Source organism: Tichowtungia aerotolerans (assembly GCF_009905215.1).
In the GTDB taxonomy this organism is placed as follows: domain Bacteria; phylum Verrucomicrobiota; class Kiritimatiellia; order Kiritimatiellales; family Tichowtungiaceae; genus Tichowtungia; species Tichowtungia aerotolerans.
On record NZ_CP047593.1, the window covers coordinates 2,911,289 to 2,928,883 of the forward strand.

Annotated in this window: 9 protein-coding genes and 1 pseudogene; all 10 read left to right on the plus strand. The window is 50.3% G+C overall.

Features of this window, described 5'->3' with window-relative positions; translation table 11 throughout:
* Positions 1–27: 27 nt before the first annotated feature.
* Entirely contained in the window at positions 28–1,812 is a 1,785-nt protein-coding gene (locus tag GT409_RS11890) for a sodium:solute symporter family transporter (RefSeq protein WP_160629293.1), read from the plus strand.
* Between the two features lie 80 nt (positions 1,813–1,892).
* Positions 1,893–2,209: pseudogene (locus tag GT409_RS11895) on the plus strand (transposase); the annotation flags it as partial.
* A 195-nt stretch (positions 2,210–2,404) separates the two neighbouring features.
* Positions 2,405–3,658 carry an AraC family transcriptional regulator gene (locus GT409_RS11900; protein ID WP_160629294.1) on the plus strand — a complete coding sequence of 418 codons (1,254 nt, stop codon included), beginning with the start codon at positions 2,405–2,407 and terminating at the stop codon, positions 3,656–3,658.
* 189 nt (positions 3,659–3,847) lie between these two features.
* On the plus strand, positions 3,848–4,567 hold the full coding sequence (locus GT409_RS11905) for a hypothetical protein (protein ID WP_160629295.1): 720 nt from the start codon (positions 3,848–3,850) through the stop codon (positions 4,565–4,567).
* Between the two features lie 47 nt (positions 4,568–4,614).
* A complete protein-coding gene (locus GT409_RS11910; RefSeq protein WP_160629296.1) occupies positions 4,615–6,150 on the plus strand; it encodes a sulfatase family protein in 1,536 nt (511 codons plus the stop codon).
* 283 nt (positions 6,151–6,433) lie between these two features.
* Positions 6,434–8,245, plus strand: coding sequence for a hypothetical protein (locus GT409_RS11915; RefSeq protein ID WP_160629297.1), 1,812 nt, complete (start codon positions 6,434–6,436; stop codon positions 8,243–8,245).
* A gap of 135 nt (positions 8,246–8,380) precedes the next feature.
* Complete coding sequence (locus GT409_RS11920) at positions 8,381–11,491, plus strand: chondroitinase family polysaccharide lyase (protein WP_160629298.1); 3,111 nt, start codon at positions 8,381–8,383, stop codon at positions 11,489–11,491.
* Positions 11,492–11,504: 13 nt separating this feature from the next.
* Positions 11,505–15,734, plus strand: a complete 4,230-nt coding sequence (locus tag GT409_RS11925) for a chondroitinase family polysaccharide lyase (protein ID WP_160629299.1) — start codon at positions 11,505–11,507, stop codon at positions 15,732–15,734.
* 43 nt (positions 15,735–15,777) lie between these two features.
* A complete protein-coding gene (locus GT409_RS11930; protein WP_160629300.1) occupies positions 15,778–16,770 on the plus strand; it encodes an NAD(P)-dependent oxidoreductase in 993 nt (330 codons plus the stop codon).
* Between the two features lie 8 nt (positions 16,771–16,778).
* Positions 16,779–17,552: a sugar phosphate isomerase/epimerase family protein gene (locus GT409_RS11935; protein WP_160629301.1), complete on the plus strand. Its 774-nt coding sequence runs from the start codon at positions 16,779–16,781 to the stop codon at positions 17,550–17,552.
* Positions 17,553–17,595: the final 43 nt, after the last annotated feature.

A 17,595-nucleotide genomic window follows, 5' to 3' on the forward strand; every position in this document is an offset into this window, starting at 1 on the left:
TAACAATTTATCTCTCGGAGAACGGATATGCTTTCGATATACGACTACATCATGATTTTGTTTTACTTTGTCTTTACGGCATCCTTGGGGTTTGTTTTTAAGAAGTTCATCAAGGGAAGTAACGATTATTTCGCTGGCGGGAAAAAAATGAACTGGTGGATGCTAGGTGCCAGTTCCTTTATTGCCAACTTCAGCGCATGGACTTTTACGGGCGCTGCCGGAATTGCCTATCAATATGGCGCTATTTTTCTGCTGATATACCTTGCTGATATTGTGGGCTTTGTTTTCGGGTATTTGTGGTTCGCTCCCCGCTTTCGCCGTTTGCGGTTGATCACTGCGATGGATGCGGTTCGGATGCGCTTCGGGCGTGTTAATGAACAGCTCTATACCTGGCTGCAGGTTGTTACCTCCTATATCGGCGGCGCGGTTTGGCTGGTTGGCCTCTCTATCATTATTTCCGCGGTCTTTCACATTCCGCAGGTTCCGGTGATTGTTATTTGCGCGGTTACTATTATGACCATGGCATTGTTGGGCGGCAGCTGGGCGGTTGCGGCAAGCGACTTTATCCAGACTCTTTTACTGATGGCCTACTCAGTTATTATTGCTGTGCTGACCGTAAAATATGTCGGGGGGGTTGGTTCATTTATTGAAAAGATTCCGGATTCGCATATGCAGTTCATCCGTCCGATCGGTTCTGTTAAGTATGATTGGCTGTATCTTTTGACTGCTGTGATATGGGGTGTTTACCAGAAAAACAGCATTGATTTTGGAGCAGCCAAATACATTGCCGCAAAGGATGATAACCATGCGCGGAAGTCGGCTCTGGTGCCGCTTATCGGCTATCTAATTTTGCCTGTCTTTTGGTTTATTCCGGCTGTTGCTGCCAATATTATTGTGCCGGATCTGGCCGAAAAATATGCTTCGTTCAACGTCCCCGGCGAAGTGTCTTACATCGCGGTGTGCATCGCCATTCTTCCAAAGGGGATGCTTGGGCTGTTGGTGGCTGGATTATTCGCTGCCACGATGACTTCGATGGATACCGCTCTCAACAAGAATGCAGGATTTCTGACCAAAAATGTGTATCAGCCTGTTTTCCGTAAGAATGCATCTGATCATGAACTATTGAGGGCTGGAGAGGTTTTTACTGTGATATCCGGCTTTATGATTATGGGAATCGCCATTCTTCTTGCTACGCATGGAAAGATCTCTCTGTTTGATACCTATCTTTATTTGGGTGCTTATATTCAGGTTCCGTTGACGGTGGCCATGTTCATGGGAATCATGGTTCGTCGCACCCCGGCTTGGTCAGCGTGGGCAACCATTTTGTTCGGTGTGGGTGTTTCGATGTTCCTATTCGAAGTAGTACCGCTTGAATTCATGAAAACTCAGCTTGTTCCTTTGGTGGGAGAAAAAAGCTATAGTTATATGATTACCAACAAATTCACCCTGACCAACCTGATCACTGTTCCGCTTTCCAGCTTGTTTTTCTTTGCAACACGCCTCTTTTATCGCGAGCACAGGCACAACCATGAATACATGGAAAGCTTGAAGGAGTTCACCTGCCGGATAAAAACTCCGGTCGATTTCGAATCGGAGGTTGGCGGCGACAATACTGCGCAACAGGCCCGTATAATCGGAGTACTTGCGTTAGTCTATGGGGGATTTATTTGTCTGGCTGTATTGATTCCGAATCCAGGATACGGAAAGTTGTCCATCGCGTCCTGTGCCCTTGTCATGTTGTGCGTGGGGACTGGCTTTATAGTGTATTCAAAAAAGGTTGTTGCTTCCAGCTCAAACCTCCAGCTTGAATAATTTCATTCCACTCTGTCTGGGGCGTGTTAACACTATTCGCTTGAGTTTGGCCAAGACTTTATGAGTCTTTATTCATGTAGATAGCACACGCTCAATACGGGAAGATCGCTCATGTGCTTCCGGTGCAGCGTGGCAATGTTACCCTATCAAACATTGATGTTTTGAATGCCATTCTCTATGTGGCAGAGCATGGATGCAAATGGCGCGGGCTGCCTGCCCATCTCGGAAACTGGCACACAATTTATACACGAATGAACCGATGGGCAAAGAATGGCGTGCTGGCTCGAGTGTTCGATGAACTTCAAAACAGCAGGTTGTGAAGATCAATCTGGATGTCATCTCTGTCGACAGCACATCCATTAAGGTGCATCCGGATGGGTTCGGCACATTAAAAAAACGGTAATAAGCCGATGTGACCGTTCTGCTTGCTCAAATATGACGCATGGTCGGTCACACAATGCCGGCATAGCCGTCACAGCCGAATAAGGGGGCGCTTGATTTGTGGGGCTGAGTTTTTTTTGAATATGTTCTGTCATAGACACTCAAGCTTATAGATTTATAGATCGTACTGTCATGCTTAAAGCTCGTGCAAATGAAGTTCTTGATATTTGCAGCAAAACGTGAACTTTATGTTTATATGAAAAAACACACCACTAGAAGGCGAAAAGGGTCGGGTTCAAAACGCAAGTTGGTTGCGATCGCCTTTAAGAGCGGTGATTATGATTACGATTTTGGCCGGCGTAAAGTTCATGGAGTCATTGACTACTACCAGAAACATGCGGATTGGGAGTTCGTCTGCAATGAATGGCTGCAGCCGTTCGTGACGCCCGCAGATCTCCCGTTTTGGAATGGCGACGGGGTGATCGGGGACATTTATACGGAAGATGCTGTTTCTTTGTTTGAGTCGCTTTCTGCACCTTTCGTCTGCACATCTACCAGCGATGTCGGTCACCGGTTTCCTTCTGTTCATGTGGACAATCAGGCTATCGGCCGGCTGGCGGCCAGACATCTGATTGAATGCAAGCTCGACCGGTTTGCCTTTATCGGGCCGGATGGATATCTCTATGCTAAAGAACGTTTCATCGGTTTTTCTTCTGAGGTGGAACAGGCAGGGGCGAAGGTTCAGCCGTTTTTTACGCAACCTCCTAAACAGGCGCTTCATATGCCGGTCGAGAACATTCCGCCGGACATGCTGCGGGAGATTATTGCCGGTCTTGAATATCCGGTCGGTATTATGGTTTCTGGGGATCGATTGGGTTTTTCGGTGCTTCAGGTGTGTCGTCAACTTGGATTGCGCTCCCCTGAGGACGTTGCGGTTATCGGGGTGGACAATATCAAGATGTATTGCAACATGTCCTATTCCTCGCTGACAAGCATCGACCCGAATGCACACGAGGTTGGTTATCAGGCATCCGCTATGCTGGATCGGTTGATGAATGGGGAGACGCTGGAGCAACAGCATATTTTGATTCCGCCCCAAAGAATTGTTTTTCGCAACTCGACCGATCTGACGCGATCGGAATTCCCCGAGGTGGCCCGTGCGCTGCGTTTTATTCGGAACCATGTATCCGAGTTTATCGATGTATCCAACGTGCTGGATGTGGTTCCCGTTTCCCGCCGCTGGCTGGAGATGAAGTTTGCAGATGAAATTGGTCACGGGGTTTTTGAGGAGATCCGCCGTGTCCGCATGGAACGGGCTAAAGAGTTGCTGCTTTCCACAGATTGGACGGTTCTTCAGGTCGCCAGAGGGAGCGGCTTCAATACGGTGGAACAGCTGGAATATAATTTCCAAAAGCTGGTCGGCATGAGTGCCACCCAATATCGGAAAAGACAGGCTTCGCAATGATGCGGTGTCTTTTTGAATCCACTTCTGCAGCGGCGACTTCTTTCATATCGTTTTAGTGCGCAATGTCTACCTGAATTATGCGTATTTTAAATCTGTGGTTTTACATTCGACGGAAGATAATGAAGCTCACAGTCAGAGTTCGACGTTGTCGTTGCATGTAGCGCCAACGAAAGCACAAGGAGAAAAGGTATGAAGAAATTGTTGGTTTCATTCGCTGTTATCGCGATGACAGCTGCTGCACAGGCGACATTAGTTGGATCGCTTCAGATTGAAGTGAACACAAACGGATTTGACCGGTTGACCGGTCTGGCTACCCGCACGGCTACAGGCATTGAGGAAAGCCGGGGAACAATTCAGGGAGAAGTGGGTTTTCTGGCTGGCAGTTCCATTGGTACCAAGGGATATGCCGGCGCTACGTTTAAAAGCTACAGTGTTTTATGCCAGTTTAACAACCTGAACCGCTATGTCGGCAGTTCCGACGGCGGCGGCCTTATCACATGGGACTATGATCTTACCGGCGTTGCGAATGAAGGCGTATTCAAGCTGAAGCTGGATTATCTCAATCGCAACTCTGCCGTGGACAGTTATTTCTACATCAGCTACAGCAACGGCAGCACCATGACCGTTGATACAACGGATCTTTCGACAGCAGCCTTCGGCGCCGCTGCCATCGTGAGCGATACAGGCAAGTACACCTTGCTGGCAACCCTTTCTTCCACTTCAGACATTGTGGAGATAGACATCACTTCAATAGTTTCAGTCGCCCAGACCAACGGCGGTGGTATTCGCATTGCCTATGTTGACAATGGCTACTACAGCGATATCCAGTTCCAGAATGACAGCGGTATCATTACGACGGTTCCCGAACGACAACAAGTATTCTCTTCATCTCATCGACTTCGGCAATAATACTTCTTCGCCGGAAGGTTGTTTGTTAATAATAACGAGAAAATAAAATGAAACGTCGTGATTACTTGAGGTCTCTCGGTCTTGGAGCAGGGGCATGTCTGCTTGGATCCAACGCTTTTGCCGCAAAACGCAGGCAACCCAACTTATTGTTTGTATTTCCCGACCAGATGCGGCGTGAAGCGATGGGGTTCTGGCAGCAGGGACGGTTTAAGGGTGTTTTACCAACGCTGAGTGATCCGGTTTATACACCTGTACTTGATCAGCTTGCACAGGAAAGCGTGGTGTTTACCCAGGCCGTCAGTACCTGTCCGGTTTGCAGTCCGTACCGTGCTATGCTGATGTCAGGTATGTGGCCTTGGCAAAACGGGGTGGTGAACAATTGCCATCAAAACCGCAGGGATTCCCTGCGACACGACATAGACTGCTTTACCGATGTGTTGCGCAATGCCGGCTACAGCACCTGCTATGTCGGTAAGACGCACTGGGAGATGAACAAGCCGCTGTTTGATGAAAACCAGAACTATGTTGGGGTCACCGAAGCGCCAGGCGGGCATTACATAAACGCATACGATACGTATATTCCACCGGGTCGTGGACGTCACAGCAACGACTACTGGTTTCAATGCGTGAAGGATGTTCATAAGGATCCGTATGTATATTCGAATCGACCCGAACAAATCGAGGGGAAGAAGGACGGCATCCAGTATCGTCCAAAGCTTTATTCGCCTAAGCTGGAAGCGGATGTGGTGATTGATTATCTTCAAAACAATACCGGCCAGCGAGATGGCTCAAAGCCCTTTTCCATTATCTGGGCGCCGAATCCGCCGCATAGTCCATACGGTTCCGAAAAAGACTGCGACGAAGTTGTTTACCGTGAATTGTACAAGGGGAAAGAAGGCCTGCTCAATCGCCCGAATGTAACCGGTGAGAACAAAGCATTGGCTGAAAAACGCGCGCCGTTCTATTTTTCAAACGTTACCGGCATCGATAAGCAGCTTGGCCGGATTCTTCAGGTTCTGGAAGAATCCGGTGAAGCAGACAATACGATTGTAGTGTTTACCGCCGATCATGGGGAGATGATGGGCAGTCATAACAAATTCGGCAAGCTGGTCATTTATGAGGAAGCGTTCTGTGTGCCCCTCATGATCAAATATCCGGGGAAGACCAAGGGGACACTTGAAGATCTGATGATTACACCACCCGACATCATGCCGACCGTGTTGGGGTTGTTGGGCTTGGAGGATCGTATTCCCGAAACGGTTGAGGGGAAAAACTATTCCCGTGAAATCATATCGGGTGACTGGGCGACGCAGTCGAAGCCAAAATCGGCACATTTTCTGGGATTCAACAGTAAATTCAGGGGGCTTCGAACGGATCGATATACCTATCAAATAGATGAAACAGGCGAACAGATGTTGTTCGATAATAAAAACGATCCCTATCAGATGACAAAGCTTCAGTTGACGGATATTCCGGAGGCAGATGCCGATTTTATTCTTTCCGAACTGGGCATGTGGCTGAAGCAATCCGGCGATCCGTGGTTTCGTCAGAAAAAACTTTCCAGTGTGATTAAATATCCTTGATCTGTGAATTGTCGACAAATTGTTCCAACACTCTTTATGCAGTGGCCATCGCCTGCATTTGCCGTGCCACTGCCTCACTTTCCTGAGTCCACTCTCGGCAGTGCCTTAGGCCGGTGAGAAACATTGGTTCATTTTTAGCCCATTTTAGGTGCGTAATATCACCCTTAATTATGCGTATTTTAAATCTATGTTTTTTTGACTGCTGCGGGATAATAGAACTTGTGAGTAGACAGATAAGCATTAGCTGTTGGTGAAATGTTTAAAAAAGAAAAAGGAGAACACAATGAAAGTATATTCGATAATGACTATTGTTGTCGCGTTGGCGATTTCCATGCAGGCCGAACTGGTGGGGTCGCTGCATCTGCCGTATACCGGCGGTTATATAACCAACGATATACAAAGCATTAAAAACATTAAAACACGCGTCAGCGGCGGAGATGTTTCCACCTGCGGACGGATTGAAGGTGACTTCAGCCTGTTGGCGGGACATACAGTCGGTCAAGACGGTTACAATGGAGCAGATATTCAGACTCGATACTCCGCAGCCACAACGCTCCACGATCTGGGGCGATATGATAATATCGAAGGAAGAGGCATCGCTGTTTGGGATTTCAATTTTTCCGGCATTGTATCCAATGCATGGGAACTGAAGGTTGATTTCAAAGATCGGAGAGCCTCAGATACAATACCAGACGAATGGTATATCAGTTTTTCCGGTTTGGGTCGCACGCTTGATACGACGGATATAACAACATTGGCTCCCGGAGCGGGGCAGGGTCTCCTGAGTGATGTTTCGAAATATATTAAAATCGGAGAACTTCCGGTAGGAGTGGCCGCAGGTATCTATACCTGGGATCTGACCGAAATTATCGAAGCGGCACAGGCCAATGGCGGAACAGTTCGACTGGTCTACAGCTGTGCCGGGTATCACGATAACATAAACTTACTGAATGACAGCGGGCTTATCGCAACCAACACGACATCGGGCACCCCGGTTGAATTTTCCTATTTCTTTTTGCAGGATGATTTTGAAATCGGTACCGCCTCGAGCACCAACGGTGTGCTTACCAACGGCTGGGCCGCATTGTCCGACAATATGTCTCCCAGCCAGGAAAAAAAGGAATACAACGTTGCGTCCAGCGGCGTGCTGGACCTCCGGGATGAAATCTCCCCTGAACTCGTCGGTGGAGAACCGGTCGGCCTTTTTGATTCCGTGTTTATTAATTTTGAAAACATTGCACTCACAAATGATGGCGACTGGCTTGAATTGTCCATTGATCTGGGATTTTATGAGGACACGTCTGGAGAACTGATCGCTGATCAGGGTGAACCGCTGGCCCTTTTGACACTTGTGGATTCAGGGAGAACCAATGCTGCCGGGTATGGTTTTTCCATGAGGAAAGGGGCCTACCACTCGCTGTCATTGTATGGCGGACCGCTGACTTATCCTGTGAGTATCAGCGGTTCGGATACTTCTCGAACAACCCTTGCCACGGATGGAACCATGCAAACCTGGTTCCTGCGGATTGAGCGTTCCGGAGACAACTTCCTGATTACACCAAGCATCGATGGTAAGTTATTCGGACCCACCAGCGCATTTGTTGAAGCCTTTACCAACAGTGCCGCCATCGACGCAGTCTTCGACCAGTTGACCCTTACAGTTCGCGGGAATGATGTTGCTGTGAAAATCGATAATGTGACTCTTTTGTCAAATACGAAACCCTATGTTCTAAGTGCATACGAACAATGGGTAGCGGATTGCGGCCTGTCCGGCAGCAACGCCGAGATGGGAAGCAACCCGGACAATGATGCGCTGGATAATACCGGGGAATATATTTTTGGCGGCAATCCGCTGGACAATGCTGACGTCGGCACCCTGCCTGCATTCGACGCAGCAAGTGGAAACTACATCTACATGCTGCGCAGCGATAATACCCTCACCGCTCATGTGCTGACCCGGACAAATCTGATATACGGCAGCTGGATCACAAATGCATCAATGAACATTACGCTGAATGACGGCGGAATGACCAGTTACACCAACCGCGTGGGGCTAACGGCAGACCAGTTGTTTATTAAACTGCTGGTGGAATAGGAAGCACAGTTCAACGCCGATCCTGTCCGGTGGCAGGATCGGTTCCTTCAAACCAGGCCACAGGCCGGATTTTTTAATTATAACCATGTTGTCGTTTTCGCTGTCGGCACGTATCAACGGCACAGGAGTCTTATCATGCGAAATGTTCATTTGGCTGCCATGCTTTTGATCGGTGCTTCTGTGTGCCGGGCGGAACAGGGGAGCAGTTCATGTGGTTCCTGCACAGATTTTCCGGCAGGACCGATCCGCGTTCTGGAAAGTTTTGAAGAAGGGGTTCCATCCTATGTCCAGGCCTCGGGCGTTCCGCTGACCGTGAATTCGCGGCGCATGAAACACGGAAACCAATCGCTTTCCTGGCAATGGAACGGGAACGACACGTTGACGTTCAGAACACTTATCGGATACCGCAGGCAGCGGTTGCTCACTGAACTGCAGAAAGATCATCAGGAGAATCTGCACGCCGCCCCCGATATAGATGTCTATGAAGCACCGCGCGGCTTCTTCATGTGGATCTATAATGATGTCCCGCGAAAACAGCGCCTACGGTTCAAGTTTGGACATGGTGTCGAGGTGGATTGCTGGTTCGACTACAATCTGGACTTTAATGGATGGCGAACCGTCGCTATTTACTATGATCGCGGTGACATGGCGGGAACTGCGCGAGAAGACATGGATTTTATGACCATTTGCGCTCCCTCCATCGGCACGGGAACCTTTCTGATCGATACGTTGGGATTCTCCGTGCCGATGAACCCGCGCACGGCCACCCCCAATCCCCAGCTTCCGCAAATTGATCGTCATCCCCGGCTGGTAAGCAACTATGAACACCGCATGTATCAATTCAGCCAGTACACGCCCTTGTATGATCCAACGCCTCTGACTTCGCAGACCATCGAGGATTTTCGCACGCTGGACCGGCAGGCGAAGGAACTCTATCTGCCCGATAAATCGCGTCGCCAATGGAAAGACTGCCGACTTGATCTAATTGAAGAACGGTTCAGGCAGTTCGAGATCGTTCGCGAAGGTGAAGAAATCTACGGACGGCCTCTTGTCAAAGACAACATCATGTTTGAATATTTCCAGGAACTCGGCCTGTCCAAGGACCGTCACATGGAAGGCCTGATGAGCTGGGAAAAAAATTTCGGACCGACACTGCTGCAGATTGCCGAAGCATGGAACTGCAGTGACTCCAGCGATGTCCGGGACAGATTGGCTGCCATGTTCATCGACCTGTTCGATTACGGAATCGATCAGGGGTTTGCAGTTGGAGCAGGGCTGAACTGGATCCACCATTATTCATATGAGATCCGCGACTACGCGCCCGCCATGTTTCTCATGCGCGATGTGCTGAAAGAACACGAACGGCTCCAAGAGGCCATTGACATCTGCAAATGGTTCCACGGCTTTAACCAAGTCTATCGCGACGACCTGGTGTACGGGTACGAAGGACGGATTGCGAGCGATGCGGATGATATGCAGGGGCTCCTGACTCAACGGCTGCTTTGCGCATTGATAATGAATGACTCACCGGAAAAGGCGCGGGATCTGCGCCATTTCTCGGATCATTTTTCAACTGTTTCAACAGGATATGCCAATGCTCTGGATGAGGCATTCAAGCCTGACGGAACCGTGTTTCACCATGCCGGGCATACACTTGGGTACGGCGGAAGAGCAATCTATGGCGCTGTAAGAACCTGGTCCATTTTAAAACACACACAATACGCCGCCTCACCGGAGGCCGTCCAGCGTCTGAAAAAAGTCGCGAATACCTATGAATTCTGTTTGTTCGGGAAGAACCGGAAGACGCCGAAAGCCTTTGCCTCCATTCGCTTTCAGCCCTATACGCACCCGAAGCATTTCGGAAACATGCCTGAGGCATTGGGTGAAGCATCGGCTTCATCGGGAATGCGCATGCTGCCATACAGTTGCGTGGGCATTAAACGTCAAAAAAACGACTGGATGATCACGGCGCGAACGCACAGCAAATATGTCTATCCGTTTGAAAGCTGGAGCAGGAATTATTTCGCCTTTCCGCTCTTTATTGCCAACGGCTATCTGGATGTATCTTATCCCGGCAGTCTGGACAGCACAACGCCGTCCGACTCAGTCTGGTTTGACGGCTATGACTGGCGCCGCTGGCCGGGAACCACAACCGTGCATCTGCCTGAGGACATCATTGCAACCCGTGTCGGGCAGGTCCGGGATGAAGGAGGTGAATATCTGTTCAGCGATCAGCCCTTCTGCGGAGGTCTGGAAACAAGTTATGGTTGTGGCGTACAGGTATTTTCGTTCAAAGGGCATGACAAATACGAACTGGCATCATTCACAGGGAAGAAAACCTGGTTTTACGACGGTAACAAAGTGGTCTGCCTCGGCAGTGACATTAAAAGCGGCATTGAAAACTATCCTGTCGAGACAACTCTGTTTCAGGATCATCTGGAAACGGAAACCACTCCTGTTTTAATCAATGGAACGGAATGCTGTGCTCCATTGTTTGAAAAAACTTTGAATCCGAAAACCTGGCTGATGGATACCCGGAGAACGGGATATGCGGTGCTGGGCATGGATGAGCAGTCATCCCTGAAACTGAGGAGAGGCCTTCAGGAAAACCCGAACTGTACAAATACCGGTATGGCAACGGGTCGTTTCGTAACTGTGTGGTTTGATCATTCAATACAACCGGTCGGTGCATCCTACGCCTATGTCCTTGTCGCGGCGACCGTTCCCGAAGAAATGCAGGAACTGGCCGATGGGCTGAACGGAAGCGTCTCGCCCATCCGGATCGTCCAGCAGAACGCGGATGCTCACATTGTGCGTTTGACTGAAAAGCGCGCCACTGCCTATGCGGTCTATAAAAAGGACGGCATGGACTTTGAAACCGGACTCGCCAGGCATGTTGACAGCGCGTCCTGCTTCATGATCCGCCAGGAAGAAGACCGGCTGCGGGTTTCGCTGTCCGATCCTGATCTCAACATCTATGACGGACAGGATGACCTGTTGCCTGACGGCACAAGAGGCGAACTGTCCATTTATGAGCACGAGTGGTTCTACTGGCCCAGCCGGGAAAGCAAAGTCCATCTGACACTGAATGGACGCTGGAAGATGGATTCTCTGGTTCGCGCCATGGAAACAACGGAACAGCAGGCCAAAGTCATCGCTGCCAATGAGAAAAGCACAATGGTGGAATTCACCTGTCGCGATGGATTGAGTACAGAGCTGATTCTTTCACGAGTACCGGAACAGTAACAGTGGAGATATTATGAATACACAGAAATTACATCATTGCAAAAGGGTGAAAAAGACATGGGCCGACGGTGTGCATTTTATGCATCTGTCCTTTATTTTTTTTCTGTTCAGTCAGCCCGGTTTCTCGCCGGCAGACACGCTGGTGGGGTCCTTTCATCTGCAGTCGCTGTTCACCGAAACGGCATGTGAAAGTGCAGTCGGCCTGCCGACGCGCCTGACTTCCGGCGATATAAATACCCGTGGAACCGTTTCCGGAAGCGCAAGCTATCTGGTCGGGCATGCCCTCGGTGCCGATGGCTATGCAGGTGCCCAGATCAAATCTCTGGCCGATGCCGCCGAATACAACAATATGGTTCGATATGGCGAAGCGAACAAAGGCGGTGTCGTTTTTTATGATTTCGACCTGTCAGGCTGGGCAACTGGAAAAGACATTGGATACAGCACAAACCAGGTGGGTCTCGCCATTCGGTTGAACTATGCGAACCGACGCACAGCTGCATCGTTTCCTCTGCCGGTTTATGTCAGCTATTCCGATGGAAGCAGTCTCACGCTGGACACCACAGTCACCACCACCGAAACCGCCGGTTCAGCCACTGCATATGGGCTGGTCTCCAATACGGCTCACTTTATAAAGATCGGGGAAATTCCGGCGGGGCCGCCTGCCGCCGGCACAAAAACCTTTGATATAACCGAGCACCTTCTGGCCTCCACCAACCAGGTGCTGCGCATTGCCCTGTTTGTGACGGAATACTACGGCGACCTTCGGCTTGAATCCGATTCAGGACTGGTTGAAATAACAGGCGGCAGTGTAACTGTTCCTGTTTCATGCATGGCCTCGTGGCAGGATTGGGATTCCGCAAACCTTTCGAACATCGCAACCATCAACGGCTCCTGCGATTTCATCGCCGGTCCGGCCTTCGATGGCCCATACTCTCTCCGGTTTAATTACAGTGCAAACAGCTCCCTCACATTCCCCTGTCGCTATCCCAGTGGCGATCTGTACTACGGTGCTTATTTCTTTTCCGCCCTGTTTGACCCCGACACATCGAGCAACGAAACCTACCTGATTGAATTCATTGAAGGCGGTTCTGTTGCATGCACCATAACACTCCACCCGGATCGCCCGTTCTGGAACCGGGCCGAAGCGCACCAAGTTGAGCGTTATGATAAGTTTCAACCCAAAACACCGCACGGACTTTTGATGGATGATTATATCCCTCGCTATCCCGACTCCATTCGAATCAAACCGCCGCAGGGCCGCAGTGGAACAGTTTATATCGGCAAACTGTTTCTCGGAAATGAAACAAAAAAAACACAACTCAACCTTCAGATGGACGAAGTGACGGCTCCGATTTCTGCCTCTCTTCCCTCGCTCCCTTCTTCGGTTACAACCAATCAGTCGAATGATCTTGCACAGATTAGGATACGACTCGAAGAGATCTTCGGTGTGGCCTCATACGCCACAGTTTCTTCAATTTCCACGAACACCATGACCGATCTGCAGGCTCGTTATCAGGCTTACAATATTCAGTGGAATGCATCGGCAGGGGTTTGGGCCGGCGACAACACGATGATGTATCAGGGTTCAAGTGATTATGCTTGCAATGAGAAATTTCTCGGCGACCTGATGCTTGAAGTTGCAACAGCCTACCGAAACACGACAGATGCGACGCAAAAAAACGAACTGAAAAACATGTACTTCGACCTGTTCGATTTTTCTGAATGTATCTTCGGTATCCCGGACAACTGGGCCGCAGGCATGAACTATCTTCCATCTGCATTTTTAATGCGTGCAGAGCTGGACAGCACCGGACGGCTCTCGCCGCTCTTTCTGGGAACCTGTCGGAACCGAATCGGGTTCAATCGAATTTACCGCGAAGATTCATGGTTTGCTCAGACCGGCATTAACGGATGGAATGAAACCCAGTCTTCGCGCGATATTTCACGCGACGGCGAAATGGGGGAGAACGTGGACTATCTCCGCATCATCTCGATACAGTTGGTCATCAACGCGGTTCTGGGCGCAACCGAAAACGAATGTGTTCGCGATCTGGAAGCGGTATGCAATTATTTTTCGGACATTGCTTTCCAGACAGCGCCCGGCACGCTGGATGGATTTCGGCCGGACGGTCTGGCCTATCACCACTGGGGCTGGGTCGCCCAGTACGGGATCGATTGCCTGGTGCAGGTGCCTAAAATTGTTTACGCCTTGTCAGGCACAGAATTTCGAATCAGGGAAGCCGCTCATCAACGTGTGAAAGATGCTCTCATCAGCCTCGATTGGATGAGCCTGTACAGTATTGTGCCTAGCACCCTCAGCGGAAAAAGCGGGTTCCCCTACGCCTATGGCGGTCGCACACATAACACGCCCGATCCATTCGCGTGGATGGCTTTAAGCGGAACCCCGGATGGAACCGATTCAATCGACGAGGAAATGGCCGGTATCTTCTTACGGTCATTTAATGACTTCCTCCCGAACAGCGCAGATCCTTCGATGTTCGCATCAAACAGCCAGACCATGCTTTCAAACGCAAACTATTCTGCGACGACAGCGCCGGAAGGCACCCGGATTTACAGTTATGGCGACATGGCCGTTCACCGGAAAAACGGCTGGCTCTGGTCTGTTAAAGGGCACAGTAAATTCCAGTTCACCCGCGAGTCGGCCGATCCGTGGGTGACCTATCTGGGCTACGGTATGCTCGACCTGGTCCAGGACTACTGGGTTCGATACGGCATCATCAGGTTGGAGAGCGAATTCGGAGTGAACGGATATGATTGGCGGAAATATCCCGGCACAACCACTATCGATTTTTCTGATATTCAGGACATCGTAAACCATGAATATAAACGGTGGTGGAGCGACGAAACCTTTGTTGGCGGGCTGGTTCAAAACGGAAACGGAATATTCACGATGTGCATAAAAGGTTCCGCCACCAACTCCCTCGGTTCTTATCGCGCAAAAAAGAGCTGGTTCTTTTTCGATGGCACAGCTGTTGCGATGGGCAGCGGAATCAGCAATTCCGTGTCGGCGGAGCCGACCATTACCACTCTTTATCAGGATGGAATCACCTCTTCCACTGAAACGTGGTTCAATAACACATCAGGAACAACCGGACTCAGCACGGACAGTACCGCCATACTCGGTTCATCGGCATGGCTGGTCGATTCCGAAAGTACCGGCTACTGGGTGCCCGCCGGAGAAAATCTGACAGTGAAACGCCGGGCGCAAACCAACCCGAACTGGGACAACAATGCAAACGTCTCCGGCGATTTCGCCCTCGCGTGGCTCAATCATGGCAATGCCCCGAACAATGCTTCTTATTGGTATGTGCAGACCGTTGGAGCCACGCCCGCTGCAATGAGCGCTTTCAATACGTCCATGAACAGCGGCACACCGCCTTTCCAAATATTGGAAAACTCAGACCGGGCACATGCCGTTTGGTCGGAAGCAGAGCAGACTTGCGGCATCACGGTTTTTGATGTTACCTCCGCCTTGGATATCCGCGATGTCAAGACCGTCTCGCGGCCATGTGTTCTGATGATGCAGGAGTCTTCTTCCAGCCTGCGGAAACTCAGTGTCGCGGATCCTGATCTCGATCTGATAGACCATGCCGTGTACAGCAACAACGAAAGTTGGGGATACAGTTCTGAGCACACCGTTACGATTGTGCTTAACGGGCTTTGGAGTGTCGGAACTCCGCCCGAGAACCTGTCAGCAGTGCTGACCAACGGTGCCCAAAACACAACTACGCTGACGCTGACAGTCAAAGAAGGCCTCACAACCGATATTGACCTTGTGGCAATCCCGAAAGCAATGGCCGATCAAATAAACAGCTTTAATGCATGGCTTGGATATTATGGTCTCAGCAATATTTCAACTTCAGCTGATTCCGATAAAGACACAGTAACCGACCTGCAGGAATACGCATTCAATCTGAACCCGGCGAAATCCGATCGGCAGGTCCTGGTTCCAGACATTGGAACGTCCGGTCTCCCTTTCATTGGAGTCGATACCTGTGCGGAGCCGATACTTAATGTAACTTATTTGCGCCGCAAAGACGCCCCTAACCTGAGTTATACCGTTGAGTTTTGCAACGACCTTGTTTCAAACAACTGGGAACCGGCAACCTCTATTGAGACCATCACCTTGATCAACTCAGTCTGGGAACAGGTGAAAATCAGCGATTCAGTTACAAACCCTCTTTGTCGCTTTGGCCGCGTCCGAATCGGCGTTTATGAGTAGCAACCGGTTTAAATCCGTAAACAGATAAAAATAAGGATTGTTGATGAGGCGAAAAATCAAATCCGCCATTTTGAATGATGGGGTGAGTTGGACGAAGACGGAAGGAGATCATATTGTTTCACAGGTCTATGCCGGGGGAAGGATGGAGGTGCTCACCGAAATCACCGATTTGTATCCGGAGATCATTACGACCGAAAACTTCGACGCACATGCGGCCAACCTGCAGGATCTGGAAGTTGTTTTCTCCACATGGGGCATGGTGTCGCTTTCAAAAGAACAGTTGCTTCAGCTTCCTTCCCTGAAAGCTGTGTTCTATGCAGCAGGTGCGACATCATCGTTTCGCGCTCCGCTTGTTGACCGGGGGATCAAAGTGTGCAGCGCGGCAGCGGCAAACGCCATTCCGGTGGCAGAATTTGCGCTTGGACAGATTTTGCTGGCCGGAGCCGGTTTTTTCAGAAACACACGCGAGTGTACAGATGAAAAAAATATGAGGCGCTGCACGTTTAGAGGCACGGGGAATTATGACAGCCGGGTGGCGATTCTCGGAAACGGCACTATATCCACTCGACTGCAGGAATTTCTGTCGATGCACAATCTGGAGGTCGTGGTTGTTCCTTCGCGGACGGCAAGTCGCACGGTTTCGCTCGAGGAGGCCTTTGCCACTTCGTTTGCCGTGGTAAACCTTTTTCCTGACCGCGACGACAACGTTGGCGTCTTTAACGCAGCACTGTTTGAGAAAATGATGGACGGCGCTGTCTTCATCAATGTCGGCCGCGGACGGCAGGTGAACGAAGCCGATCTGATTCGGGTTTTGAAAAACCGGCCGGATCTGACGGCTTCGCTGGATGTTCAATGGCCGGAGCCGCCGGTGGACGGATCGGAACTGTACAGGCTGCCGAATGTTTTACTCACACCGCATACCGCCGGGTCCAAAGCGGCGGAACTGGTCAGAATGGCTGATTATATGATCGAAGATTTTCATCGTTTTAACCGGAATGAACCTCTGAAATATGAAGTGACGCCCGATCAGCTGTAAGGATTCACATGGAAAAAAGTTTTAAAATATATATGGCCACTGTGCTGCTCGACCGCAACCGCTGGACGGAAGAACGCAACCCTTCTGTAAAAGTAAGTAACTGGCTGGAACGCTTCAGTGCCGACGGATTCGACGGACTGGAGCTGTGGTCGTTTCACGCGACATATGCTTCAGAAGAAGAACAGGCGCGGCTGGAACAGTCAGCTCTTCCGATCCGCCTGTTTAATTCCTACGCCTGTTTCGATCGCGAAGATTCGGCACAGGAAACCGATGTCGTCGCAGCCATCCGTTTCGGGGCGCGCGGAATCAAGTACAACATCGGCAGCGACCCCGCGCTGCGCAAAACGTATCTGAAACAGCTCGCTGCATGGCGTGAACGGGTTCCGCAAAACATACAGCTCCTGTGCGAATGCCATCCGGGAACGATTATCGAGCAGCCTGTCGCCGCGAGAGCCTTTTTCGACGAACTGGGCATGGACGGGCACGGAATCATTGTCCATCCGTTCAGTCGGTTTGATTCCCTCGAAGAATGGTTGGACCTGTTCGGCCCGGATGTTATGCACGCGCACATGCAGATGACTGATGAATCAGGTAAGCTTATACGCTTTGATAAACGTTCGGATCTTGCCGAACAGGCGATCCGGATCATGCAGAAAAAAGGTTATTGCGGGTCATACAGTCTGGAATTTACCGAAGGGGTTGCCGCGCCCGGCGAAACACCGGAAATGCTCTATGAAAACGCCCGTAAAGATTTATCGCTGTTGCGGTCACTGTTGGCATAATCGGTTATATTCATGAAGAAGATGCATTGACGGACAGTGGATG